At 62.1% G+C, this 23,652-nt stretch carries 19 protein-coding genes and 1 pseudogene; 11 read left to right on the forward strand and 9 right to left on the reverse strand.

Translation table 11 applies throughout. The annotated features are described in order from the left end of the window. Positions 1-63 precede the first annotated feature (63 nt). From ccoG to C5J24_RS06990, 5 genes are all read left to right on the forward strand, one after another. On the forward strand, positions 64-1,644 hold the full coding sequence (gene ccoG / locus C5J24_RS06970) for a cytochrome c oxidase accessory protein CcoG (RefSeq protein ID WP_105417614.1): 1,581 nt from the start codon (positions 64-66) through the stop codon (positions 1,642-1,644). Next, on the forward strand, positions 1,641-2,150 hold the full coding sequence (locus C5J24_RS06975; RefSeq protein ID WP_245446565.1) for a FixH family protein: 510 nt from the start codon (positions 1,641-1,643) through the stop codon (positions 2,148-2,150). Before ccoG ends, C5J24_RS06975 begins: the two co-directional genes overlap by 4 nt. Further along, positions 2,147-4,441, forward strand: a complete 2,295-nt coding sequence (locus tag C5J24_RS06980; protein ID WP_105416797.1) for a cation-translocating P-type ATPase — start codon at positions 2,147-2,149, stop codon at positions 4,439-4,441. Before C5J24_RS06975 ends, C5J24_RS06980 begins: the two co-directional genes overlap by 4 nt. Next, a complete protein-coding gene (gene ccoS, locus C5J24_RS06985) occupies positions 4,438-4,584 on the forward strand; it encodes a cbb3-type cytochrome oxidase assembly protein CcoS (RefSeq protein ID WP_105416799.1) in 147 nt (48 codons plus the stop codon). The genes C5J24_RS06980 and ccoS overlap by 4 nt, the downstream gene beginning before the upstream one ends. Positions 4,585-4,749: 165 nt before the next feature. Continuing rightward, positions 4,750-5,142, forward strand: a complete 393-nt coding sequence (locus C5J24_RS06990; protein ID WP_105416801.1) for a VOC family protein — start codon at positions 4,750-4,752, stop codon at positions 5,140-5,142. 67 nt (positions 5,143-5,209) lie between these two features. Here the strand turns inward: C5J24_RS06990 and C5J24_RS06995 are convergent, their stop codons facing one another. Together C5J24_RS06995 and C5J24_RS07000 are read right to left on the reverse strand one after the other, a co-directional pair. Beyond that, entirely contained in the window at positions 5,210-7,132 is a 1,923-nt protein-coding gene (locus tag C5J24_RS06995; protein ID WP_105416803.1) for a PAS domain-containing sensor histidine kinase, read from the reverse strand. Positions 7,133-7,143: 11 nt separating this feature from the next. Beyond that, entirely contained in the window at positions 7,144-7,899 is a 756-nt protein-coding gene (locus C5J24_RS07000; RefSeq protein WP_105416821.1) for a cyclic nucleotide-binding domain-containing protein, read from the reverse strand. Positions 7,900-8,018: 119 nt separating this feature from the next. Between C5J24_RS07000 and C5J24_RS07005 the strand changes: the two genes are divergently transcribed. Next, the gene (locus tag C5J24_RS07005; RefSeq protein WP_105416823.1) at positions 8,019-8,744 is read left to right on the forward strand and encodes a response regulator; all 726 of its coding nucleotides are present in this window, start codon (positions 8,019-8,021) and stop codon (positions 8,742-8,744) included. Here the strand turns inward: C5J24_RS07005 and C5J24_RS07010 are convergent, their stop codons facing one another. The 7 genes from C5J24_RS07010 to C5J24_RS07040 all read right to left on the reverse strand — a co-directional run bounded on the left by C5J24_RS07010 (position 8,745) and on the right by C5J24_RS07040 (position 17,436). Next, positions 8,745-9,908 (reverse strand): CapA family protein, encoded by a 1,164-nt coding sequence (locus C5J24_RS07010; protein WP_105416825.1) that lies wholly within the window; start codon positions 9,906-9,908, stop codon positions 8,745-8,747. Further along, positions 9,905-11,809 carry a CocE/NonD family hydrolase gene (locus C5J24_RS07015; RefSeq protein WP_245446568.1) on the reverse strand — a complete coding sequence of 635 codons (1,905 nt, stop codon included), beginning with the start codon at positions 11,807-11,809 and terminating at the stop codon, positions 9,905-9,907. Before C5J24_RS07015 ends, C5J24_RS07010 begins: the two co-directional genes overlap by 4 nt. A gap of 120 nt (positions 11,810-11,929) precedes the next feature. Then, positions 11,930-13,504, reverse strand: a complete 1,575-nt coding sequence (locus C5J24_RS07020; RefSeq protein WP_105416827.1) for an ABC transporter substrate-binding protein — start codon at positions 13,502-13,504, stop codon at positions 11,930-11,932. Positions 13,505-13,524: 20 nt separating this feature from the next. Beyond that, a complete protein-coding gene (locus C5J24_RS07025) occupies positions 13,525-14,592 on the reverse strand; it encodes an ABC transporter ATP-binding protein (protein ID WP_105416829.1) in 1,068 nt (355 codons plus the stop codon). Beyond that, the gene (locus C5J24_RS07030) at positions 14,589-15,560 is read right to left on the reverse strand and encodes an ABC transporter ATP-binding protein (protein WP_105416831.1); all 972 of its coding nucleotides are present in this window, start codon (positions 15,558-15,560) and stop codon (positions 14,589-14,591) included. Before C5J24_RS07030 ends, C5J24_RS07025 begins: the two co-directional genes overlap by 4 nt. 5 nt (positions 15,561-15,565) lie before the next feature. Beyond that, positions 15,566-16,465, reverse strand: coding sequence for an ABC transporter permease (locus C5J24_RS07035; RefSeq protein ID WP_037086447.1), 900 nt, complete (start codon positions 16,463-16,465; stop codon positions 15,566-15,568). After that, positions 16,462-17,436, reverse strand: a complete 975-nt coding sequence (locus tag C5J24_RS07040; protein WP_046638255.1) for an ABC transporter permease — start codon at positions 17,434-17,436, stop codon at positions 16,462-16,464. Before C5J24_RS07040 ends, C5J24_RS07035 begins: the two co-directional genes overlap by 4 nt. A gap of 209 nt (positions 17,437-17,645) precedes the next feature. Here C5J24_RS07040 and C5J24_RS07045 point away from each other — a divergent pair, with 209 nt between their 5' ends. The 5 genes and pseudogenes from C5J24_RS07045 (at position 17,646) to yghU (ending at position 23,631) form a co-directional block, all read left to right on the forward strand. Then, a complete protein-coding gene (locus tag C5J24_RS07045) occupies positions 17,646-18,542 on the forward strand; it encodes a LysR family transcriptional regulator (protein ID WP_105416833.1) in 897 nt (298 codons plus the stop codon). An 84-nt stretch (positions 18,543-18,626) separates the two neighbouring features. Beyond that, positions 18,627-18,902, forward strand: a pseudogene (locus tag C5J24_RS32270) (IS481 family transposase); the annotation flags it as partial. A gap of 71 nt (positions 18,903-18,973) precedes the next feature. Beyond that, the gene (locus tag C5J24_RS07050; RefSeq protein ID WP_105416835.1) at positions 18,974-20,785 is read left to right on the forward strand and encodes a hypothetical protein; all 1,812 of its coding nucleotides are present in this window, start codon (positions 18,974-18,976) and stop codon (positions 20,783-20,785) included. Between the two features lie 326 nt (positions 20,786-21,111). Then, the gene (locus C5J24_RS07055) at positions 21,112-22,644 is read left to right on the forward strand and encodes an acyl-CoA carboxylase subunit beta (RefSeq protein WP_105404974.1); all 1,533 of its coding nucleotides are present in this window, start codon (positions 21,112-21,114) and stop codon (positions 22,642-22,644) included. Positions 22,645-22,731: 87 nt separating this feature from the next. Continuing rightward, positions 22,732-23,631, forward strand: coding sequence for a glutathione-dependent disulfide-bond oxidoreductase (gene yghU, locus C5J24_RS07060; RefSeq protein WP_105416837.1), 900 nt, complete (start codon positions 22,732-22,734; stop codon positions 23,629-23,631). Positions 23,632-23,652 lie beyond the last annotated feature (21 nt).

A 23,652-nucleotide genomic window follows, 5' to 3' on the forward strand; every position in this document is an offset into this window, starting at 1 on the left:
TTGACTTTGGTCAAGGGAGATTGCCTGCCCCGGTGCGAGACTATGGCCACAAAGGATTGGCCAATGAATCTCTACACCGCCTCCCATCTGCAGCAGAACGGTTCTTCCGTTGAGCGTATCGATGTCCAGCCCGTGCATTCGCCGGGCAAGCCGCTTTACGAGAAGCGCAAGAAGATATTTCCCAAAAGGGCCGAAGGGCGCTTCCGTCGCTTCAAATGGCTGGTGATGCTGATAACCCTCGGCATCTATTACCTCACTCCCTGGATCCGCTGGGACCGCGGTCCCTTTGCACCCGATCAGGCGGTGCTCGTCGATCTTGCCAGTCGTCGTTTCTACTTCTTCTTCATCGAAATCTGGCCGCAGGAATTCTTCTACGTCGCCGGGCTTCTGGTCATGGCCGGTTTCGGCCTTTTCCTGGTGACCTCGGCCGTCGGTCGCGCCTGGTGCGGTTATGCCTGTCCGCAGACGGTCTGGGTCGATCTCTTCCTTGTCGTCGAGCGCTTCTTCGAGGGCGATCGCAATGCCCGCATCAAGCTCGACGCCGCGCCCTGGAGCCTCGACAAGCTCTGGAAGCGCATCGCCAAACACGCCACCTGGCTGGCCATCGCGGTGGCGACCGGCGGCGCCTGGATCTTTTATTTTGCCGACGCACCCTCGCTCGCCTTCGATTTCGTCACCGGCCAGGCGGCGCTGGTCGCCTATTCCACCGTCGCCACCCTGACGGCCACCACCTATGTGCTCGGCGGGCTGCTGCGCGAACAGGTCTGCATCTACATGTGCCCCTGGCCGCGCATCCAGGCTGCCATGCTGGACGAGAGCTCGCTGGTCGTCACCTATAACGACTGGCGCGGCGAACCGCGCAGCCGCCATGCCAAGAAGGCTGCAGCAGCCGGCCAGCCGGTCGGCGATTGCGTCGATTGCAATGCCTGCGTGGCGGTCTGTCCCATGGGCATCGACATCCGCGAAGGCCAGCAGATGGCCTGCATCACCTGCGCGCTGTGTATCGATGCCTGCGACGGCGTGATGGACAAGATCGGCAAGCCGCACGGCCTGATCGCCTATGCGACGCTCGACGAATACGACGCCAACATGGCGCTCGCGACAAACGGCAGCACGACGCCGATCGATCCAGCCCGGGTGCGCAATCCGGACGGTTCCTTCATCGACAAAGTCCGCCATTTCGACTGGAGGGTGATCTTCAGGCTCCGCACGCTGATCTATTTCGGTGTCTGGTCGGCCGTCGGTCTCGGCCTCGTCTTCGCGCTCCTGTCGCGCGACCGGCTGGAGGTCAACGTGCTCCATGATCGCAACCCGCAATTCGTGCTGGAATCGGATGGTTCCATCCGCAACGGGTACACCATCCGGCTGCTCAACATGATCCCGGAGCCGCGCACGATCATGGTCTCGATGGAAGGCCTGCCCGAAGCGACGATGAAGATATCCGGCGTCACGGACGTACCGGGCCGCCTCTTCGCGGTGCAGGTGGAGCCCGACAAGACGCTTGCCTTGAAGGTCTTCGTGACCCTGCCCAAGGATGCCGTTTCCTCCGAGGCCGTTGATTTCCACTTCATCGCCGAAGACCGGTCGAGCCACGAAAAGGACAGCTATTCAGCCGTCTTCAACACCCCGGGAGCCAGAAAATGAGCCCGACGAAAATGAACGCGGTCCCTGCAAAATCCTTCGTCTTCACCGGCTGGCACATGGTCGGCGTGCTGGTGCTCTTTTTCGGCACCATCATCTCGGTCAATTTCTACATGGCCTATAACGCGGTTACCAGCTGGAGCGGGCTGGTGGCGGAAAACACCTATGTCGCCAGCCAGCAATTCAACGGCAAGGCGGCCGAGGCGCGGACGCTGACGGCGACCGGCATCACCGGCCGCATCACCGTCAACGGTTCCGATATCCGTTACGAGGTCTTCCACCCGAAAAACGGGCCGGTCGCGGCTGATGCGCTAACGCTGAAGTTCAAACGACCGGTCGGCGAACATCAGGATTTCAAACTCGACCTCGTTCCCGTTGGCCAGGGGATATTCGTAGCCACCCATGAAATCCTGCCCGGCCAATGGATCGTCGATGCGAGCGCCATCCGGAACGGCAAGCGCGTCCTGCATCAGGCCGAACGCATCTCGGTTTCGAGGAGGGCGGAATGAGCTGCTGCGCGCCCGGAGCCGAAGGCTATTCGGACCATCCGCTTCCGTCCTCCGAGGAACTGACGCTGTCCAGCCGGACAATTTCGCCGGGGCTGCGTCAGACCGATCTCAGCGTTCCGCAGGTCCATTGCGGCACCTGCATCGCGACGATCGAAAAGGCACTCAACGCGCTGCCGTCGGTAGAGCGGGCACGGGTCAATCTCTCCACCAAACGCGTCTCGATCGTCTGGCGGGAAAAGGCCGGAGATGTCGACACGGATCCGGTCGAGCTGGTCAGGGCGATCGTCGACGCCACCGGCTACGATGCGCATCTTTTTTCGAATGCCGAGGAGGTCGGCGAAAAGCTGCAGCGCGACCTCATCCGCGCCGTCGCGCTCTGCGGTTTTGCGGCGGCAAACATCATGCTGCTTTCGGTTTCAGTCTGGTCGGGCGCCGATGCCTCGACACGCGACATGTTCCATTGGATATCGGCACTGATCGCCGCGCCGGCGCTGATCTATGGCGGCCGTTTCTTCTATCAGTCGGCCTGGAATGCGCTCAGTCGCCGTCGCACCAACATGGACGTGCCGATCGCGCTCGCCATCACCCTTTCCTATGCGGTGTCGCTCTGGGAAACCATGCATCACGGCGAACATGCCTGGTTCGACGCAACTGTATCGCTGCTGTTCTTCCTGCTGATCGGCCGCACGCTCGACCATGTCATGCGCGACCGGGCGCGGGCTGCGATCAGCGGCCTTGCACGCCTGTCGCCCCGCGGCGCCACGATTATCGGTGCGGACGGCTCGCGCGACTATCGCCCGGTGGACGAAATACGGCCGGGCGACCGGGTGGCGATTGCGGCCGGTGAGCGGGTGCCGGTCGATGGGCTCGTCGAGAGCGGCGCAAGCGATATCGACGTCTCGATCGTCAACGGCGAAAGCGCGCCGAGGCCGGTCCGTGCCGGAGATATGATACAGGCAGGAACGCTCAACCTCACCGGCTCGCTGGTGCTGAGAGCGACGGCCGCGGCGAGGGATTCCTTCCTGTCCGAAGTCATTTCGCTGATGGAGGCGGCCGAAGGTGGACGGGCGCGCTATCGCCGGATCGCCGATCGTGCAGCGCAATATTATTCTCCGGCCGTCCATTTTCTGGCGCTCGCCGCCTTTCTCGCCTGGGGTTTCATCGGCGGCGACTGGAAACACGCGATGCTGGTGGCCATTGCCGTGCTGATCATCACCTGCCCTTGCGCGCTCGGCCTCGCGGTGCCGGTGGTGCAGGTGGTCGCGGCCGGCCGGCTGTTCCGGAACGGCATCATGGTCAAGGACGGTTCGGCCATGGAACGGCTTGCCGAAATCGACACGGTGCTCTTCGACAAGACCGGCACGCTGACCCTCGGCCGGCCGCGGCTGCTGGATGTCGAGCGGTTCGACAGGAAGCAGCTCGCCTTGGCCGCCGGCCTCGCCGCCCATTCGCGTCACCCTCTCTCCCAGGCGCTGGCGATGGCGGTGTCCGGCCCGGTTGCGCCCTTCGAAACGGTCACCGAAATCCCGGGCCTGGGCCTCGAAGCGGCGACACCCGCCGGCGTCTACCGTCTCGGCAACCGGCGTTTTGCCCTATCCGTGCCGGACGACGGAAGCCCGGGCAATAGCGTGACCGAAACGGTTCTCTCGCTCGATGCCAAGGAAATCGCCACCTTCCGGTTCGACGATTCGCTCCGCCCCGGCGCCCTGACCGCCACGGCATCCCTCGTAGCCAGCGGTTTCGAGACGGGTATCCTGTCGGGCGACCGGCGCCGGGTGGTTGCCGATCTCGCCATCCGCCTCGGCCTCGAACATTGGCAGGCGGAGCTTTCGCCGAGACAGAAGGCGGAGTTCTGCACCTCGCTCGAAGCAAGCGGCCGCAAGGTGCTGATGGTCGGAGATGGCATCAACGATGCCCCGGCGCTCGCCGCAGCCCATGTTTCGATCGCGCCGGCGACAGCGGCGGACGTCGGACGTCAGGCCGCCGACTTCGTATTCATGCGCGACAGCCTCGAAGCGGTGCCGCTGGCGATCGATATCTCGCGGCGCGCCGGCCGGTTGATCCGCGAGAATTTCGCGCTCGCCATCGGCTACAATGTCATCGCCGTGCCGATCGCGCTTGCTGGATATGCGACGCCGCTGATTGCCGCCGTTGCCATGTCCACATCGTCGATCATCGTCGTCGCCAATGCGCTCCGGCTCAGCGGATCGCGAAGCGGTGCGGAGGCCGAAGCGGCGGCGGAGAGCCACGGCGAAGCAAAATTTCCTCCCGGTGAGGCCCGCGTCGCATGAACATGCTGATCTATCTCATCCCGATTGCGCTTCTCCTCGGCGGTCTCGGCCTCTTCGCCTTTCTCTGGTCGCTGAAGAGTGGCCAGTACGACGACCTCGAAGGCGCCTCCTGGCGCGTGCTTCGGGATGATCCGCCGGAATGAACCGGCGACCCCCGACAAGCTCCGGCACGCCCTCGAGCTTCTCAGGAGTGGGCGTCGCTGGCGGTTTTCTTGCCGAGAGCACTGTCGTGAGGCATTCTTTTCGTGGAACCGCCAACAAACGGCATCTGCGCCCGCAAGGACTGCGACCTTCACGAAAGGAATTCGATGCGTTTTATCAATCCCATTCCTTTCGTTCGCGACATAAATCACTCGAAAGCGTTTTACCGAGATAGGCTCGGGCTGAGGATACTGGAGGATTTCGGGGGTTTCGTACTCTTCGAAACCGGTTTCGCAATCCACGAAGGGAGTTCGCTTGAGCAAACGATTTGGCGGCAAGGCCCTGTTGCGAACGAACCCTACGGACGGAGAAATTTGCTGCTATATTTCGAACATGAGGATGTCGATGCGGCCTTCGAAAACATCGCGCCGCATGTGGAACTGATCCATCCGGTAGAGCGGCAAGCCTGGGGACAGCGAGTCTTCCGTTTTTATGATCCCGATGGACACGCGATAGAGATCGGTGAACCACAAAGGCTAGGCCCTTCGGGTAGTTTATAGAAACTCTAAGCTCTGCAGCAGAATCTGGGGCGTTGGCCGCGGATGCATCCGTTTTATCAAACGATACTCAGTCCAGCAGTTCCCGAAGCCGCACCGCGAGTTCCCTGGCAGTATACGGCTTCTTTAGCCAGCTACCGGATTGGGCGAGCTCGCGTCCGGCAATGGCCGGTTCGGCATAACCGGAGGTGAACAGCACCTTCATGCCAGGGCGTCTGGCGCGCACTTCGGCTGCCAGTTCGTCGCCCGTCATTCCGCCTGGCATCACGATATCGGTGAAAAGAAGATGGATGCCGTCGTGCTGGCCGAGCTGGTCCAGCGCCTCCCGGCCGTTCGAGGCCTCGATGACGCCGTAACCGAGCTGCGTCAGCCGGGACACGGCGATGCGCCGGACCCGAGGGTCGTCCTCGACGACGAGGATCTTTTCGGTGCCGCCCGGAATGGTGGCCTGCTTCGAGCCGGCCTCGACGGCAAGCGGACCCGCTGCCTCCGTCTTGCGCGCCACCGGCAGGAAAATCCGCACGCTCGTGCCCTGCCCCGGCTCGCTGTAGAGCTGGATATGCCCGCCGGACTGTTTGGCGAAACCGTAGACCATGCTGAGGCCGAGGCCTGTTCCTGCGCCCAGGCCCTTGGTGGTGAAGAATGGCTCGAAAGCCTTGTCCTTGACGTCGGAAGGCATGCCGACGCCCGTATCGGTGACGGAGATCAGCACGAAATCGCCGGTGCGGACATCGGGATACATCTGCGCATAGTCGACATCCAGCCTGACGCGGGAGATCTCGATCGTCAGCTTGCCTCCACGCGGCATCGCGTCCCTGGCATTGAGCGTCAGGTTGAGAAGCGCGTTCTGGAGCTGCGATGCATCGACCAGCGCTTCGTTGGAAACGCCGGCCACGGTGGTACGAAGCTCAATCGTTTCACCGAGGGTTCGCCTGAGAAGCTCCGAGAAGCCGGAGACGAGATTGCCGACATCCGCGAGCTTCGGGTTGAGCGGCTGGCGCCGTCCGAAGGCCAGAAGCTGGCCTGTCAGTTTGGCGCCGTCTTCCGCGGCACCCTGGGCTTCATGCAGCAATTCCAGCAGGCCTGCATCCGCGACCTTGTTCTCGATCATCTCCAGATTGCCGCTGATGACGGTGAGAAGATTGTTGAAATCGTGCGCAAGGCCGCCAGTCAGCTGGCCGATCGCTTCCATTTTCTGGGCCTGGCGAAGTTCTTCTTCGATCTTGTGACGGCTGGTGAGGTCGCGGACGAAGCCGGTGAAAATGCGTTTCCCGTTGGTGACGGCCTCGCCGACCGAAAGCTCCATCGGAAACGTGCTCTTGTCCTTGCGCTGCCCAGTCACGACGCGGCCGTAGCCGATGATCCGGCGCTCGCCTGTGGTGAGGTAGCGCGAGATATATCCGTCATGGGCGTCCCGGTCGGGTGATGGCATCAGCATCTTCACATTCTGCCCGCAGACTTCGTCGGACGAGTAGCCGAACAGCTGCTCGGCCGCGGTGCTGAAGGAGGAAATGCAGCCGACCTCGTCGATGACGATCATCGATTCCGGAACCGTATCCAGAATGGAGCGCAGATGCGCTTCGCGTTCGGCAAGATCGTTCTGCACCCTTTTCATCTCGGTAATATCGTTGTTCGTTTGGATGATGATCGAAGGTCCGTCGCTCGACGGATTGACGGCCACCCAGCGGCTCGCCACGACGACGGAGTGACCGTGCCTGTGGCGATGGACGACCTCTCCCTGCCAGGTATGATAGATCTGGACATGACGGCGGATCCCGTCGAGCGGCTCGGGAAACTGCGTCGCCAGCAGCTCGTGGACGACCCTTCCGAGAGCCTCCTCCCGACGCCAGCCGTAAAGCTGCTCGCAGCCGCTCGTCCAGCGGCTGATAATGCCGTCCACGCCGTGGACGATGAGGTTGGCATCGTCGAGAAGAAGAGTGACGGCATCGAGTTGGCTTTCCGTCGTGGCTTCGGGTCCTGTCTTGCCGATCATGTCCAATCCGTCTAATGGCGCCGTCGCTCGCCGAGAGCGATCAGGTCGCGCCGCATGTCCCCACAGTCATCGTCGTCTCCGGCGAGTTGCGCAAGCATCCCCGGTCGCTCGATTCTTATGGAATGACGGGCAGCCGGGTCCAGAACATTCAACACGCCTTTGCCGATAAGCCTGGTGATAGTACGCGAAACGGTCTCGATCGTCAGTCCGAGATAGTCGGCCATGTCCTGCCGGCTCATGGAGAGCTCGACGACCGGCTGCGCATTGCGTTCGGCCATCGCGCGCTTCAGGTATCTCAGAAGGAAGGTGCAGAGCCGCTCTTCCGCGCTTTTGCTCGACAGGAGCACCATCTGGTCCTGGGCTGCGGCCATTTCGTCGCAGACGCGGGCAAAGACCTTCGGCCTCAGGCTCTCGGAATTGATGACGGCTGCCTCGAATTGCCGACGCGCCAGCCGACGGACCTTCGCCGTGGTGATGGCTTCCGCAGTGTAGATATAATTATCCCGGAACGACACGCCGATCATATCGCCGGCATGCAGAAACCCTGTAATGACCCGGCGTCCGTCCGAAATGATCCGGAAAACGCGCAGCGTCCCCTCCATGACCTCGAAGATATGCCTGGCCTCGTCGCCCTCGAAAAACAGGGCCTGGCCCGCCGACAGATATTCCACAGGCTGCTTGGCGAACAGCGAATGGAGACAATCCGGTTCGTCCAGCGGTCCTGCTGCTGCCGTGTTGAAGGTCTTCGCATAATCCGTGACAAACATGAAACTGCCCCTATCCATTTGGTTAAGGCAGTTGACCGAATCCCGGTAACGCGCGAATGCTAGCCGTGTGAAAGACGGTTCTAATTGGTAACAATCTGTAACACGCCGGTTTCCTGTTGATGTCATCCCCCGCAAGCTCAGCCAACATTCTCGTCGTCGACGACGATCCCCGAATCCGTCAAATGCTGACGCGGTATTTCGAGGGCGAAGGATATGCCGTCAGCGCGGTATCCGACGGGCAGGAAATGCGCGCTCAGCTGAAACGGCAGGAGGTCGACATCATCCTCCTCGACCTGTCGTTGCCCGGCGGCCAGGACGGTTTTGACCTTGCCCGGGAAATCCGGATGCAATCGGACGTTCCGATCATGATGCTGACGGGCCGCGATGATGTGGTCGACCGGATTATCGGGATCGAGATCGGTGCAGATGACTATATAGCCAAGCCGTTTCACCTGCGCGAAGTGCATGCGCGGCTGAAATCAATCCTCAGGCGGCGCCAGCCGGCTCAGCCGAAGCAGGAGGAAAACGAGGAGAAGATCGTCCGTTTCGAAGGATGGACGCTCAATCTTTCGAGGCGCCAGCTGCTGTCTAACGAAGATGGCGAAGTCGAACTGACGACAGGCGAATTCGACATGCTGGCGGCCTTCGTGCAGCATGCGGGCCGGGTGCTGACGCGCGATTTCCTGATGGACGCGACGAGGGGGCGGCAGCTCGATGCCTTCGACCGCACGATCGATGCCCAGATCGTCCGGCTGCGCCGCAAGATCGAGGCGGATGCCAAACATCCCCAGCTCATCAAGGCCGTTCGCGGCGTCGGTTACATTTTCACCGGCAAGCTCGGCTGATCAAAAAACGATCTGCCTGTCCGCCGCGGAAAGCCCGGCAAAGGCTCTTTCCCTGATATCGTCCGCATCGGAGCCCTGCAGCGGAACCGGCCCCAAAGGCAGGTCGTGGTCCACGGGCCTGCCGACCGAAATCGGCAGCAATTCAAGTCTCTTGCACGTACCATCATCCGCAAGCGTCAACCGGATCGCGGCGCTGCGCCAGACATCGACATGCTTTTCGTCATAGGTCGCCGGCCGCCCGGTGTGGAAGACGAAGTTGCCGAGGCCGGCGATGATCACCCGTCCGCGATAAAGGATAAGCGGCTGCATGACCGGCGCGCCGGTACCAAGCACCAGGTCGGCGCCGCAGTCGATCAGGCCGCGACAGAGATCGAGCAGCCAGTCGGGTGTCATTTTCCAGTTCGAATCCCAGTGGTGGCCGTGGAGCGCTACCGCTACCAGATCCCCTATCGCCTTTGCGGCATCGATGCCGTCGACGAGCCGCTGCATGTCCGTCTCGTCCGCCGTCCAGCGTGCGCCGATGGCGTCGCCGGCAGCGACGGGCATGCCGAAGACCTCCAGTTCCGGGCGTTCGCCGACATCATAACCCACGGCGGCACGTGCCGCGCCGCGTTTGTCGTCGCCGAGGGTCCTAACGATCCTCTTCAGCGTCTCGAATTCTTCGGCCGGCACGCTCACCGTCCGTTTCATCCGCAAGGGGGCAATGCCGCCACGCTCGGTCGAGGCATAGTTGATGTCCGGCTGCGGCCCGAGATCGACGGAGAAGATGGCGAGCGACTGCTCAGGTCCCGGCACGATGACCGGCGCAGCAGCCTGCTCGATATCCCGCCCGCTGCCGGCAAGCTTCAGCCCGGCCGCTTCCACTGCGGCGCGCGTCGACGCGATGCCCGGCGGGCCGAGGTCGAAGGCGTGGTTGTTGGCGTGCGTTACCGCGTGAAAGCCGAGTTCCCGGATGGAAATCAGCGCATCCGGGGAAGCCAGATGCAGCGTCTTCGTCTTCGTCGGCCATGCACCGGCAGTCTCCACCGTCGCCTCGAGATTGCCGAAGACCACATCCGCCTCGAGGAAATCCTGGACCTCGGCCTGTCCCTCGCCATGGAGGTCGAGGGGGCCGTGGATCAGGATTTGGCCGGTAACGGCGACGGTGAGCATGGCCTCGTTCATTTCGCGATGGGCTTCAGCGCCGCCATTGCCACTCTACCGACGATCGGCAGGCGGATGGCGGATGCACGCATATCATCGCAGAAAACGGTGTTGCGGGCCACTTGGCTTGTGCGTCCGCGGCCTTCCGGCGCATAGCTATTTGGATTGATGTCGTACTTCGGGAAGTTGGACGAGGAAATGTCCACCCGAATGCGATGACCCCTGGCAAACAAGTTGGCGGTCGCAAACGGCTCGATCGTTACCTTGAACACATCGCCCTTGACGATCGGCTCCGGCTTTTCGAAGGAGTTGCGGTAGCGGCAGCGGATGATCCCGTCGGTGATGTTGAGCGCGTAGCCGGTCGGGTAATCCTTGCTCGGCGGATAGACGTCGACGAGTTTCGCGGTGAAATCCGTGTCCGGCGCATCCGACGAGACATAAAGTTCGACCGTGATCGGCCCGACCACGGCGACATCTTCGGCGAGCGGCGCGGTCTCGAAGGAGAGCACGTCGGCACGCGCCGAAAGCGGCAGGCCCGGATGTTTCGAGCCGTAGAATTTGTCGCCCTCGCGTTGGTCGAAGCCGCCGCCTTCGAAGATCGGCTGGCCGCTCGTCAGCGATCCGCCGATGGTCGGAACCGGGTCCTTCGGGTCGAAGTCGTAGGTGAAGGGGGAAGCTTCCGCTTTCGGCCTGTCGGTCGAAAGCGAGCCGTTTTCATGGATATAGTAGTTTCGGAATTCCGTTCCCGGCAGCGGCCAGTCGGCCGCCTCGATCCAGTGCCCGCCGTGATCCAGCCGGCCGTCCGCGTTGCGCGTGCCCGACCCGCCGCCCATCACGAAGGCGCGAACCACCGGCTCCTGCGCAACCGTGTTGTCCTTGCCCTTCAGCCAGTGGTCGAACCAGTTGCGGCGGAAGGATAGCCAGCTTTCCATCACATTGCCGCCAAGCGGCGCGGCTGGCCCGAAGGAGGTGTCGCCGGCAAGCGTCGCATTGCGGTTGCCGTGCAGCCAAGGACCCATGATCAGTTGCAGCGGCCGGCTGTCCTTGCCGGAAAGCCCGCGATAGTTGTCGAGCGTCGATTTCACATAGGCGTCGTACCAGCTCGACATCAGCACGACAGGCACTTCCGGAAAAGTCTCGTAGAAACCTTCCATGTAAAGCCCGACCCGGCGCCAGCTTTCGTCGAACGTGCCGCTGCGCCACTGGTCGAGCAGGTAGCTTTCATATTCCGGCATCCAGCGCACCGGAGAGTTGCCTTCGCTCCAGGGCATGACGTTGAACCATGCGTGAAGATCCTCCGCTTCGATCGCTGCACGGGCAAACTCGTTGCCCTCGCCGATCGCCTGGTTGTAGGCCCAGGTCGCCTGCTTCAGCTCGAATGCGCCGCCCTGGCGGATGCCGCACTGATAGGCGTTCGAGAACCCGCCCGAATCCATCACCATGCAGGCCAGCCCCGGCGGGTTGAGGCAGGCGAGCGCCGCTTGCGTATGGGCCGCATAGGAAAGGCCCATCGTCCCGAACTGGCCGTTCGACCAGGGCTGTTCCACCAGCCAGCGGGCGGTATCGTAGCCGTCGGCGGCTTCTGAAATGTATTTGCTGAATTCGCCCTCGGAATTGTAGCGGCCGCGGCAATCCTGGTAGATCACGGCATATCCCGCCCGGACGAAATAGCTCGCAACCTCATGGCGCTTCATCGGCTCCGCCATGCCCACTTCGATCTCGGAACGCGAGCGCTCCGCCTTGCCGTAGGGCGTGCGTTCCATGATCGCCGGAAGCCGGCCTTCGATCGCCTTGCCGTCCTTGGCGGGCCGGTAAACGTCGGTCGCCAGCCTCACGCCGTCGCGCATCGTCACCATCACATCCCGTTCGACGACCACGTCGTCGGCAATCACCTCGAAGCGCGATGGCGTCAGAGTATCCATGTCCATATCCTCGAATTTGCAAATCAATTCCGGGCCAGCCCCACCACACGTCAGGCCGGCCCGGGACATGCCGCGGCTCCAGGAGAGAGGGCCGCAGCAAACTGTTGAGTGCGGAAAGACTTACTTGGCGATGCCGGCGAGCGTCGCGGCGGTGTCTTCCGTCATGTTGGCGACATAGGAGAGGTTTGCCTTGCCGGCCCAGTGAACCTTCTGCCAGTAGAGCGGGATGACTGGAATGTCGGAAAAGACCAGCTTGGTCGCCTTCTGCAGCAGTTCCACGCGCTTCTTGACGTCGAATTCGGCGGTGGCGGCACGCATCGCATCGTCGAAGGCCGGGTTCGAATATTTCGTCCGGTTGAACGAGCCGGTGCCCGCATCCTTGTTGGCCGTCATCAGCAGGTTGCGAAGACCCGTGGCGGAGGTTGGCGTAGAGTTGCCGAGCGAGAAGATGAAGGCTGAGAATTCGCCGGCCCCGGCGCCCTTGGTGTAGACGTTATAGGGCTGAGCGACGACGCCGTTCACCTTCAGACCGCCGCGCGCGAACATCTGGCCGAGCGCCTGCGCCACTTCCGCATCGCCCGGGAAGCGGTCGTTGGAGGTGTGGATGGTGATGCCGAAACCGTCCTTGTAGCCGGCTTCCGCAAGCAGCTTCTTGGCGTTTTCAGCGTTCATGGCGGGCGCCGCGATCGACGGATCGTTGCCGGCGACGCCCTTCGGAACCAGCTGGCCTGCAGCTTCCGCCGAACCGTCGAGAATCCGGTCGATGATCAGCTGGCGGTTGACCAGCTCGGAGAGTGCCTGGCGGACCTTGACGTCCTTCAGCGGGTTCTTGTCGAGTGGCTTGCCTTCCTTGTCGGTGATGAAGGGCGTCTTGTCGCGGGCGCTGTCGAGCGCGAGGTAGATCATCCGGGACGAGGCGATCGAGAAGACCTTGAGGCCGGAGATCCCCTGGAGGGTCTTCACGTCGCCTGGCGGCACGGCGTCGATCAGGTCGACGGAGCCGGAGCGAAGGGCTGCGACGCGCGAGGCGTCGTTCGAGATGAACTTGATGGTGACGTTGTCGAAATCCTGTTTCTTGCCCCAGAAGGTATCGTTGCGGGTGAGTTGCAGGTTGTCGCCCGGCGTCCAGGACTTGAACTTGTAGGCGCCGGTGCCGATCGCCGCCTTGCCGCTGTTGAAGTCCTCGATCGAAGCGCCTTCCGCGACCTTCTTTTCGACGATGTAGACGAAGCCGACCTGTTCGATGAAATCGGGCGTCGGCTTCTTGGTCTTGATCTCGACGGTCAGCTTGTCGATCGCCTTCATGCTGTCGATCGCCCCGACATTGCCGGAGAACGGCGCCGGGCTGTTCGGGATATCCTTGGCGCGGGTGAGCGAGAAGATCACGTCCTCTGATGTCAGCGGGTTGCCGTCATGGAATTTGACGCCGTCGCGCAGTTTGATCTGCCAGGTCAGCGGGTCGACATTGGTCCAGGAGACGGCAAGCGCCGGCTCGACATTGATTGCCGGGTCGGTCTGCACCAGGCGGTCGAAGACCTGCATGGCGATGTTCTGGTTGTTGCCGGTGCGCGAAAACTGCGGATCGATCGCCGACGGTTCGGTGGCGCTGCCGAGTATCAGGTCGGCGGCCTGAGCCGAGCTCAGCGCGATGACCGAGGCCGCAACCCCGGCCAGGAGAAATTTCATCAATTTCATTATGTCTGTTCCCTTCCTTTTTAGATGGCCGGTTCGGCCGTCGCATTTGTTGCCTGATGGGCGGCAAGATCGTTCAGGTGGCAGGCGCTGACATGGCGACCAGCGACCTTGGCCGCGTTTTCCTTCAAGACCGGCCGTTCCACGCGGCAGCGGTCGAAAGCCTTGGGACAGCGGGGATGGAAATGGCATCCAGCCGGCGGATGGAGCGGCGAGGGAATCTCGCCCTTGATCGGCGTGAACACCCGGCGGCGATCGGTGACGGACGGCAGTTCGCGGATCAACGCCTGGGTATAGGGATGTTTCGGATTGTCGAAGAGCTCGTCCGGCGTGGCGCTTTCCACCACGCGGCCGAGATACATGACCACAACCCGATCGCAGATATGTTTGACGACGCCGAGATCGTGGCTGATAAACAGATAGGTCAGCCCGAATTCCTGTCTCAGGTCCATGAACAGGTTGAGGATCTGCGCCTGGATCGACACGTCGAGCGCCGCGACGGATTCGTCGCAGACGAGCAGCTTCGGCTTTACCGCGAGCGCCCGGGCAATGCCGATACGCTGCCGCTGCCCGCCGGAAAACTGGTGCGGGTAGCGGTCCAGATAGGACGGATCGAGGCCGACACGCGTCACCAGCGCAGCCACATAATCCCGCATCTCCCGGCCCTTGACGATGCCGTGCACCTTGGGTGCCTCGCCGATGATATCGAGTACTCGCTTGCGCGGATTGAGCGTCGACATCGGGTCCTGGAAGATCATCTGGGCGGAAAGCCGCATGGCGCGTTTGTCGTCACCCTGTAGCGAGGTCAGCGGCCGCCCCTTCCAGCGTACCTCGCCGCCGCTCGCGGGCATGATGCCGGCCATCACCCGGCCGAGCGTCGATTTCCCGCAACCGGACTCACCAACGAGGCCGACCACCTCGCCCGGATAGACCGCGAGATTGACCTCGTCGACCGCATGTACGGTCTTTTCCTCGAGGCCGGCCCCGAAGAGGTTGGCGATCTTTTCCGCATAGTCGAGCTTGCGGGAAAACCGCCGGCTGACATCCACGGCTTCTACGAGGGGCGCGGCTTCCACGAGCGGGTTCGTCATGCGGCGCTCCAGAGGTGAGGGTGGAAACAGCGGAACTCGCGATCGGCGGCGATCGACCGTATCGGTTCGGTGGCGCAGACCTCGGTGGCCCGGGCGCAGCGGTCGCGGAAGGCGCAGCCGGAAGGACGCGACAGCGGCGAGGGCGCGAAACCGGGGATCGGCCGAAGCGGCTCACCGCGCGGCACCGCGGCAGGCACGGCACTGAGCAGGCCGGACGTATAGGGATGGCGCGGCGCGGTGAGCACCCCATCGACCTGCCCCGCCTCGACGATCCGGCCCGCATACATGACCATGATCCGGTCCGCGAGGGCTGCGACGACGCCGAGATCGTGGCTGATCCAGATCAGCGCCATGCCGAACTCGGCCGCCAGCCGCTTGATCTCGAACAGGATCTGCGACTGGATCGTCACGTCGAGCGCCGTCGTCGGTTCGTCGGCGATGATCAGGTCCGGCCGGTGCAGGAGTGCGATCGCGATCGCCACGCGCTGGCGCATGCCGCCGGAAAACTGGTGCGGATAGGAATCCAGCCGCTCCTCCGGCGAAGGAATGCCCACGAGGCCCAGTGCATCGCGAGCCCGGGCGCGGGCTTCCGTGCGGGAGACCCTGTCATGCGCCTGCACCGTTTCGATCATCTGGGTGGCGACCGAGAGAACCGGGTTCAGCGTCATCATCGGGTCCTGGAAGATCATCGCGATGCGCTTGCCCCGGATCGTCCGCATGGCGCCCGGCGACATCTTCAGCAGATCCTCGCCGTTGAACAGGATCTGGCCGCTGACCACCCGCCCGGGCGGGTCGACGAGACCGAGGATCGAGAACCCGGTGATCGACTTGCCGGAGCCGGATTCGCCGACCAGGCCGACGATCTCGCGCTCACCGACCGTGAAGCTCACGTCGTCGACGGCCTTCAATATCCCGCGGCGGGTCATGAAATGAGTGGAAAGGTTTTTGACTTCGAGGACGGGTGTCATCGCGCTCACCTTTCACCAAGTCGGGGATTGAGGACTTCGCGCAGCCGGTCCCCGACAATGTTGATCGAAAACACCAGTACGAGCAGAAGGACGCCCGGATAGACGCTGATCCAGTATTCGCCGGACATCAGCAGTTGATAGCCGTTTGCGATCAGCAGCCCGAGCGACGGTTCGGTGATCGGCAGGCCGATGCCGAGGAAGGAGAGGGTCGCTTCCGCCGAAATGGCGTTCGCCACCTGCAGCATGCCGATGACGATCAGCGGCGGCAGGCAGTTGGGCAGGATATGGCCGATCAGGATACGCGGCGTACCGATGCCGAGCGTCACTGCGGCCTCGACATAGTCCTTGTTCTTCTCGACAAGCGCAGCACTTCTGACGGCGCGGGCAAATGTCGCCCATTGCACAAGGATCAGCGCGAAGATCACCTTCCAGAGCCCCTGGCCCAGCAGCGCCAGCAGCATCAGCGCCACGAGGATGGTCGGAAAGCCGAGCATCAGGTCGACGACGCGCATGATCAGCGTGTCGATACGCCCGCCGAAATAGGCGGCGATCAGGCCGAGCACCGTGCCGACCAGAAGCGCGACGATGCCGGAGAATACGCCGACGCCGAGGCTGGTGCGCAGGCCGTAGATCATCGCCGAAAACATGTCGCGGCCCTGGCCGTCGGTGCCGAGCCAGTAGTTCATGCCGTCCATGCTCTGCGAGCCGGGCGGCAGCTTGGAATCGAGGATGTCCAGAACCGCGAGATCGAACGGGTTCTGGGGCGTCAGATAGGGTCCGATGACTGCGGCAAACAGCAGGATGATGCAGACGACGGCGGCAACGACCGCCTTGGGGCTGCGGCCGATGCCGGTGACCAGGCGGCCGAGCAGCATGTCTTCGGCGAAAAGAGCGCGGGCGGTCATTGGGCGCCTCCGAGCCGGACGCGGGGATCGACCAGTGAATAGAGCACGTCGACGACGAAATTGATGAAGATGAACAGGCTGACGATGACCAGCAGATAGGCGACCACGACCGGCCGGTCGAGCCGCATGATGCTGTCAATCAAAAGCTTGCCGATCCCCGGCCAGGCGAAGATCGTCTCCGTCACCACCGCGAAGGCGAGCATGCTGCCGAGTTCCAGGCCGATCACGGTGATCAGCGGGATCAGGATGTTCTTGAACACATGGACGAAGACGATGCGCCGCTCGGAAATGCCCTTGGCGCGCGCGAACTTGACGAAATCGAGCGGCATCGTCTCGCGCACGCCGGTGCGGGTGAGGCGGATCACCAGCGAAAGCTTGAACAGCGACAGGTTGATCGCCGGCAGGATCAGGTGAGTGAGGCCGTCGAGCGTGAACAGGCTGGAACGGAGCCCCAGAAATTCGCCCATCTGGCCGCGCCCGGTGGACGGCAGCCAGCCGAGCCAGACGGAAAAGATCATGATCAGCATCATGCCCTGCCAGAAGCTCGGCAGAGAGAAGCCGAAGATCGAGCCGGTCATGATCACTTCGTCGGTGGCGGTGTTCGGTTTCAAGCCGGACAGGAGGCCGAGCGGGATGCCCAGCAGGAGCGCGAAGACGAGGCCGGTCAGCGTCAGCTCCAGCGTCGCCGGCAGGCGTTCGAAGATCAGGCTGATGGACGGACGGTTGAAGACGAAGGAGCGGCCGAGGTCGCCGTGCAGCGCGTTCCAGGCGAAAGTGAAGAACTGTTCCCAGAGCGGCTTGTCGAGCCCGAGCGAGGCGACGACCTGAGCGCGTTCCGCCGGGCTTGCATCCGGCGAGATCAGCATTTCAGCCGGATCGCCGATCGCATAGATACCGATGAAGACGATAACCGCGGTCACACAGAGGACGGCAATGCTCTGCAGGAAGCGGCGAATGACGAAAACCGTCATGGCGTGCGCTCCTGCTTACCCTTCGTCCCCCAGGGACAGAGAATTCTCATGAAGACGTTCCCTTTTTTCTAGTTGTTGGGGCCGACGATAGCGGGCGGCGCGGGATGCGCAATATTATGCGCGGAATGCATGGTCCTATGCGTTTTGCGCGCGGAACCCTGTTCGATGTCTTTGCTTGTGTTCGCCGCCGCCTTCCGTAGGATCGCGGCATGAATTTCAAGCAGCTCGAAATCTTCAAGACGATCATGGATACCGGCTCCACCATAGCGGCGGCGGCACAGCTCGGCCTGTCGCAGTCGGCGATCAGCCGTCAGCTCGCATCGCTGGAGGAAGAGATCGGCCGCGAGCTTTTCCTGCGCGACAAGGGGCGCCTCATCCCGCGGCCGGAAGCGCATCTCCTGGTCGACGAGGTGGATGATGTCGCGGAGAGCGTCGCCCGGCTGCGCGTCAAGGTCGGCGACGTCCGTTCGGGTGCCTTCGGGGAGGCGCTGATCCGCGTCGCCTTCCCGCACAGCCTCGCGACCACCATGCTGCCGCCGATCCTTGCCCGCTTCAAGGCCGATCATCCGCGCGTGACGGTGGAGATCCTGAGCGGCCCTTATGATGCGATCGAACGCATGGTGCGCGGCCGCGTCGCCGATCTCGGCTTTGTCCGCCTGCCGCCGGAGGAACATTCCTTCGACACCCGCCCACTTTTCACCAGCGGCACCACCTGCGTCATGCCGGTCGGCCACCCGCTGGCCGCCAAGCAGGCCATCGACGTCAACGATCTTGCCCGCAACGACCTGATCCTGCTCGGCCGGCAGCGCGTCAACCGCAACGAACTGGAGCACGAACTGCGTCGCATGGTGCCGAGCTACCGCTGCAGCCTGGAAGTCCATTCGGTCGAAACCGCCTGCGCCTGCGCAGCCCAAGGGCTCGGCATCGCCATCGTGCCGTCGCTGATAGCCGAGTTCTTCCGCAGCGACGCAATCGCCATGCGGCCTTTCCTGCCCGACAAGCTCTCCGAATACGGGATCATCTCGATGCCCGGCACGCCGCTGTCCTGGACAGCCGAGGCGTTCATCAACATCATCAAGGCGGATTCGGGCGAAACCACGCTCTAGGTGTGAGCTTTCAGGAGGCTGTCCATTCGGAGCGGATTTAGGAGACTGGAGTTACCACACCTCAGTTTTCCAGGATCGCTCCGATTGAACATCCATAAGAATGCCCGACCCCGCTGCGTCGAGAGAAATGGCCGTCGCCGTTGCTGGCGGCGCACTCACCAAAGCGCAAGCCGCCCGCGTCTATGCCGCGGCCAAGATCGTGTCGCGCTGGATTGAACGCTTCGAACAGGATGGGTGCGCCATGGCCGCCGCTCGTCGCGGCTCAAGAACAGCTCGCGGCAGAGAGGTCAGGTTCTGAGCGAGCGCATTGTCGCTCTTCGTCGCCAGCGCCTGACCGGCAAGCATAACAGGCTAGATTCCGTAGCCTGTAGTAGCATATTTTTAAACGGCGTTTGCTAAATCTGGCCCAAATTTCGAGCTGGAAAGTCCCCATGGGAGATTTTGCGAAATCGGTTACGGATGACGTAGTTATTAAATGGCGTCCGCCTGTCTTCTGGCGGATCTTTTTGATCGTCTACATCACAGCATTGGCAATGTCCGCACTGGATATAGCAAACGGCCACCTCTTGACGGGTGATATCGACGATCGGATGCGGGCAATCCAGATACGCCAGCTCCTTTCTCCGACCGGTCACTGGTGGAGCCTTGTGCTACCGGTCGTTTCCATGCCTGAACCCTATGTTTCTCCTTGGTCGCGATTGGTCGATCTACCATACGTTGCAATTAGTATCGCTCTGTCGCCGATGCTTGGCCATAACGATGCCATCTCCTGGTCATTCCTGATTTGGCCACCCCTGATGCTCGGCATTTACAGCATACTGGTCAGTCAAATTTTACGGCGCCTGACCGAATTCCACACGACGGCAGATTATCTGCTGCTGGTCGCAACGACTATTTCCATGACCCTGGCCGTGGGCGAATTTGCGCCGGGGCGAATCGATCATCACGGCATGCAGATCCTCGCGTTGATGACGGTCGTGCTTGGCCTTGTCCGCTGGGACCGGTTCGGCGGCATTCTGATAGGACTGGGCAGCGTTACTTCCGTCGCGATAGCATTGGAGGGACTGCCTTTGGTTGTCACCGCCTTTTCGGGGCTGGTGATCTCATATCTGTGCAGAACCCGCGCATCACAACAAGTTCTCGCCGGAGCATCGGCATCTGTTTTACTTTGTACGGTGCCGGTGGCGCTTGTCCTGCTTGGCCCATCGGCTGCTATATCAACGCAATGCGACGCTTTTTCCGCTCCCTATATCTTCTTGCTCGTCGGATGCTCGGCCCCGCTGCTGTTGGTCACTACAGTTTTCCCCCGCATAACAGGGTGGGGGCAATTGGCGATCATATGTGTCGTCGGGGCGGCAGCGGTCGTTTTCGCTGCCTTGCTTTTCCCGCGATGTCTCGCAGGACCTTACGAAGTCATAGATCCCATTTCTCGTTCGCTATGGTTTGACCGTATCCTCCAGGAAAAACCGCTTTGGTCCGCGGCTGCGCACACGCCACCGGCCGTCATCTGGTGGGTTGGGCTCGCGGGGTCTCTTTTGCTGGCTGCCGTGCCACCAATGCTGGGGCCTCGCGGCCGCGAGCAGCCCGGACGGCCAGTCATCTTTGCTATTGCTGCTGCAAGCCTTTTTCTCACGATTGGAATCGCCCGCTACGTCCGTTTCCCATTTGCCTTCATTCCGTTGTTCCTGCCGATCGCCTATCACTATCTGAAGCAGGGGCAGGCAACGCCAGTTGCCTGGTGGCATACCCGCTCAATCTTTCTGGCGTCTCTTTTACTGCCGATCGCGGCCGCCCAATCAGCCAGCATGTTCATGCCACCGATCGAACTGAACTACGACGCGGCCGACTACATGGCGTTTGACGAGTGCCCGCACGGCGATTTCTCCGTACTCGGGAAGGTTACGCCGGGGCGAATTATGGCACCACAAGGATTGTCCCTTCGACTGGCTGAAGGCATGCCCGACGGTTTTTCCGTCGGGGCAATTCCTTTCCATCGGGCGTCTCCTGGCATCAGACGGGCACTGGAATTTTTTATCTTGCCTGGTGCGCATGTCAGGCAACAAGCACTCGAGTCGTTCGACTATGTCGCAATCTGCCGTTTTCCGCTAAAACCGATGCCGGGCGACGCGCCTGTGTATGCAGCGCTCGCAGGCGGCGAAGAATGGCCGGGTCTTGTGCGAATACCAGGCGATGCTTCCAACCCTTTCCAGCTTTTCCGGATTAACTACCCAGCGGTCCAGTAGGAGCCGCGTGATGCCGAACGCGATGAGCTGTAAGCCATTGGCCGCGCAGCTGCGGTCTACCGAGAGAAGGATCGCTTGGCGGTTGATGGGGGCAGAACAAGAGGAATACGAAATCGTAGGCGGCCGTTATCAACCAAAGACAGCTACGGCCGATTTGATGGTGACGAGGCCAGCCAGACCGCCGCTCTAGGCACGGTCATATGGTTTCCGGGCCTTTTTGCATTTTCCGGCCCGCGCTCTTATCAATTCGTATAGATGCGCGTTCCACGGTTTCGCGTAGGCCCGCGAGACGCTAAGTAATGCCCAAGGGAATACCGGGAGCAAACATGCGAGCAGTTCTGGGTGAGGTCGAGAAACGCCGGGCGGAGGCAAGGCTCGGCGGGGGCAAGAAGCGTATTGAGGCACAACATGCGAAGGGCAAGCTGACGGCCCGCGAGCGCCTCGAGGTCCTGCTCGACGAGGGCTCCTTCGAGGAGTTCGACATGTATGTCACGCACCGGGCGGTGGATTTCGGTATGGATAGCCAAAAGGTCGCGGGCGACGGCGTCGTCACCGGCTGGGGCACCATCAACGGCCGCCAGGTCTACGTCTTTTCCCAGGACTTTACGGTTCTCGGCGGCTCGCTTTCCGAGACACATGCGCAAAAGATCTGCAAGATCATGGATATGGCGGTGCGGGTCGGGGCGCCGGTGATCGGCCTGAACGACAGTGGCGGTGCCCGCATCCAGGAAGGGGTTTCCTCGCTTGCCGGCTATGCCGAAGTCTTTCGCCGCAATGCCGAGGCATCAGGCGTCGTGCCGCAGATTTCCGTCATCATGGGGCCTTGCGCCGGTGGTGCGGTCTATTCGCCGGCCATGACCGACTTCATCTTCATGGTGCGCGACAGTTCCTACATGTTCGTCACTGGTCCCGACGTAGTGAAGACCGTGACCAACGAGATCGTCACGGCCGAGGAACTCGGCGGCGCCGGCACACACACGAAAAAATCCTCGGTCGCCGATGCCGCGTTCGAAAACGATATCGAGGCGCTCGAAGCCGTCCGCCAGCTCTTCGATTTCCTGCCGCTCAACAACCGCGAAAAGCCGCCGGTCCGTCCCTTCCACGACGATCCGGCCCGCATCGAGAACCGCCTCGACAGCCTGATCCCGGACAGCGCCGCAAAACCCTACGACATGAAGGAACTGATCTATGCGATCGCCGACGAGGGCGATTTCTTCGAGATCCAGGAAGCCTATGCGAGAAACATCATCACCGGCTTCATCCGTCTCGAAGGCCAGACGGTCGGCGTCGTCGCCAACCAGCCGATGGTGCTGGCCGGCTGCCTCGATATCGACAGTTCCCGCAAGGCCGCCCGTTTCGTGCGTTTCTGCGACGCTTTCTCGATCCCGATCCTGACCCTGGTGGACGTGCCGGGTTTCCTTCCGGGCGTGGCCCAGGAATATGGCGGCGTCATCAAGCACGGTGCAAAACTGCTGTTCGCTTATTCCGAAGCGACCGTCCCCATGGTCACCCTGATCACGCGAAAGGCCTATGGCGGCGCCTATGACGTCATGGCCTCGAAACATATCGGCGCCGATTTCAACTATGCCTGGCCGACCGCCGAAATCGCCGTCATGGGTGCGAAGGGAGCGACCGAGATCCTCTACCGCTCGGAACTCGGCGACCCGGAGAAGATCGCGGCGCGGACGAAGGAATACGAGGAGCGTTTCGCCAATCCGTTCGTGGCGGCCGAGCGCGGTTTCATCGATGAGGTGATCATGCCGCATTCGTCGCGCCGCCGCATCGCCCGCGCCTTCGCCTCGCTGCGAAACAAGCAGGTGACGACGCATTGGAAGAAACACGACACGATCCCGCTGTGACCAGCGGAAATTCGGCTGGCCGCTCTCTATATAGGTGTCGCCCCGCTAAAACCCTTGGGCGCGCCACCTGAATGGAAGGAAGATTTCATGACCGACAAATCCCCCGCCGAGAATTTTCCAGCGGGCTACGAGCTCCCGAAGATCTGGACCTGGGAACAGGGAAACGGCGGCCAGTTCGCCAATATCAACCGGCCGATCGCCGGTCCGACACATGAGAGGGAGCTGCCGGTCGGCAAGCATCCCCTGCAGCTCTATTCGCTGGCGACGCCGAACGGCGTGAAGATCGGCATCATGCTGGAAGAGCTGCTGGCCGCGGGCCACAAGGGCGCCGAATACGATGCCTGGCTCATCAAGATCGGCGATGGCGACCAGTTCGGTTCCGGTTTCGTCGATGTCAATCCGAATTCGAAGATCCCGGCCCTGCTGGACCGTTCCACGCCCGAGCCGACCCGCGTTTTCGAAAGCGGCGCGATCCTTCTCTATCTCGCAAACAAGTTCGACGACGCCTTCCTCCCCAAGGACCACAAGGCACGCACCGAAACGATGAACTGGCTGTTCTGGCAGATGGCCTCGGCACCCTATCTCGGCGGCGGCTTCGGCCATTTCTATGCCTATGCGCCGGTCTATATCAAATATGCCATCGACCGATTCTCGATGGAGGTGAAGCGCCAGCTCGATGTCCTGGACCGGCATCTTGCCGAGAACCGGTACATGGCAGGCGCCGAATATTCCATCGCCGATATTGCCATCTGGCCCTGGTACGGCAACCTGGCGCAAGGCAAGGCCTATGGCGAGGCCGGCACCTTCCTCGACGTCCAGAGCTACAAGAACGTCCAGCGCTGGACGGCCGAGATCGCCGAACGGCCGGCCGTCAAGCGTGGCCGCATGGTGAACCGGGTGAACGGCGATCCGTCCGAACAGCTTCACGAACGCCACGACGCTTCCGATTTCGAGACGAAGACGCAGGACAAGCTCGCCAAGGCTTGAAGAACGACCGCAAGGAGACCA

This window comes from Neorhizobium sp. T25_27, from assembly GCF_002968565.1.
Lineage (GTDB): Bacteria > Pseudomonadota > Alphaproteobacteria > Rhizobiales > Rhizobiaceae > Neorhizobium > Neorhizobium tomejilense.

Coding starts and splice junctions, on each gene's coding strand:
- ccoG (WP_105417614.1), top strand. CDS start 64: ATGAATCTCTACACCGCCTCCCATCTGCAGCAGAACGGTTCTTCCGTT.
- C5J24_RS06975 (WP_245446565.1), top strand. CDS start 1,641: ATGAGCCCGACGAAAATGAACGCGGTCCCTGCAAAATCCTTCGTCTTC.
- C5J24_RS06980 (WP_105416797.1), top strand. CDS start 2,147: ATGAGCTGCTGCGCGCCCGGAGCCGAAGGCTATTCGGACCATCCGCTT.
- ccoS (WP_105416799.1), top strand. CDS start 4,438: ATGAACATGCTGATCTATCTCATCCCGATTGCGCTTCTCCTCGGCGGT.
- C5J24_RS06990 (WP_105416801.1), top strand. CDS start 4,750: ATGCGTTTTATCAATCCCATTCCTTTCGTTCGCGACATAAATCACTCG.
- C5J24_RS06995 (WP_105416803.1), bottom strand. CDS start 7,132: ATGATCGGCAAGACAGGACCCGAAGCCACGACGGAAAGCCAACTCGAT.
- C5J24_RS07000 (WP_105416821.1), bottom strand. CDS start 7,899: ATGTTTGTCACGGATTATGCGAAGACCTTCAACACGGCAGCAGCAGGA.
- C5J24_RS07005 (WP_105416823.1), top strand. CDS start 8,019: ATGTCATCCCCCGCAAGCTCAGCCAACATTCTCGTCGTCGACGACGAT.
- C5J24_RS07010 (WP_105416825.1), bottom strand. CDS start 9,908: ATGAACGAGGCCATGCTCACCGTCGCCGTTACCGGCCAAATCCTGATC.
- C5J24_RS07015 (WP_245446568.1), bottom strand. CDS start 11,809: ATGGATACTCTGACGCCATCGCGCTTCGAGGTGATTGCCGACGACGTG.
- C5J24_RS07020 (WP_105416827.1), bottom strand. CDS start 13,504: ATGAAATTGATGAAATTTCTCCTGGCCGGGGTTGCGGCCTCGGTCATC.
- C5J24_RS07025 (WP_105416829.1), bottom strand. CDS start 14,592: ATGACGAACCCGCTCGTGGAAGCCGCGCCCCTCGTAGAAGCCGTGGAT.
- C5J24_RS07030 (WP_105416831.1), bottom strand. CDS start 15,560: ATGACACCCGTCCTCGAAGTCAAAAACCTTTCCACTCATTTCATGACC.
- C5J24_RS07035 (WP_037086447.1), bottom strand. CDS start 16,465: ATGACCGCCCGCGCTCTTTTCGCCGAAGACATGCTGCTCGGCCGCCTG.
- C5J24_RS07040 (WP_046638255.1), bottom strand. CDS start 17,436: ATGACGGTTTTCGTCATTCGCCGCTTCCTGCAGAGCATTGCCGTCCTC.
- C5J24_RS07045 (WP_105416833.1), top strand. CDS start 17,646: ATGAATTTCAAGCAGCTCGAAATCTTCAAGACGATCATGGATACCGGC.
- C5J24_RS07050 (WP_105416835.1), top strand. CDS start 18,974: ATGGGAGATTTTGCGAAATCGGTTACGGATGACGTAGTTATTAAATGG.
- C5J24_RS07055 (WP_105404974.1), top strand. CDS start 21,112: ATGCGAGCAGTTCTGGGTGAGGTCGAGAAACGCCGGGCGGAGGCAAGG.
- yghU (WP_105416837.1), top strand. CDS start 22,732: ATGACCGACAAATCCCCCGCCGAGAATTTTCCAGCGGGCTACGAGCTC.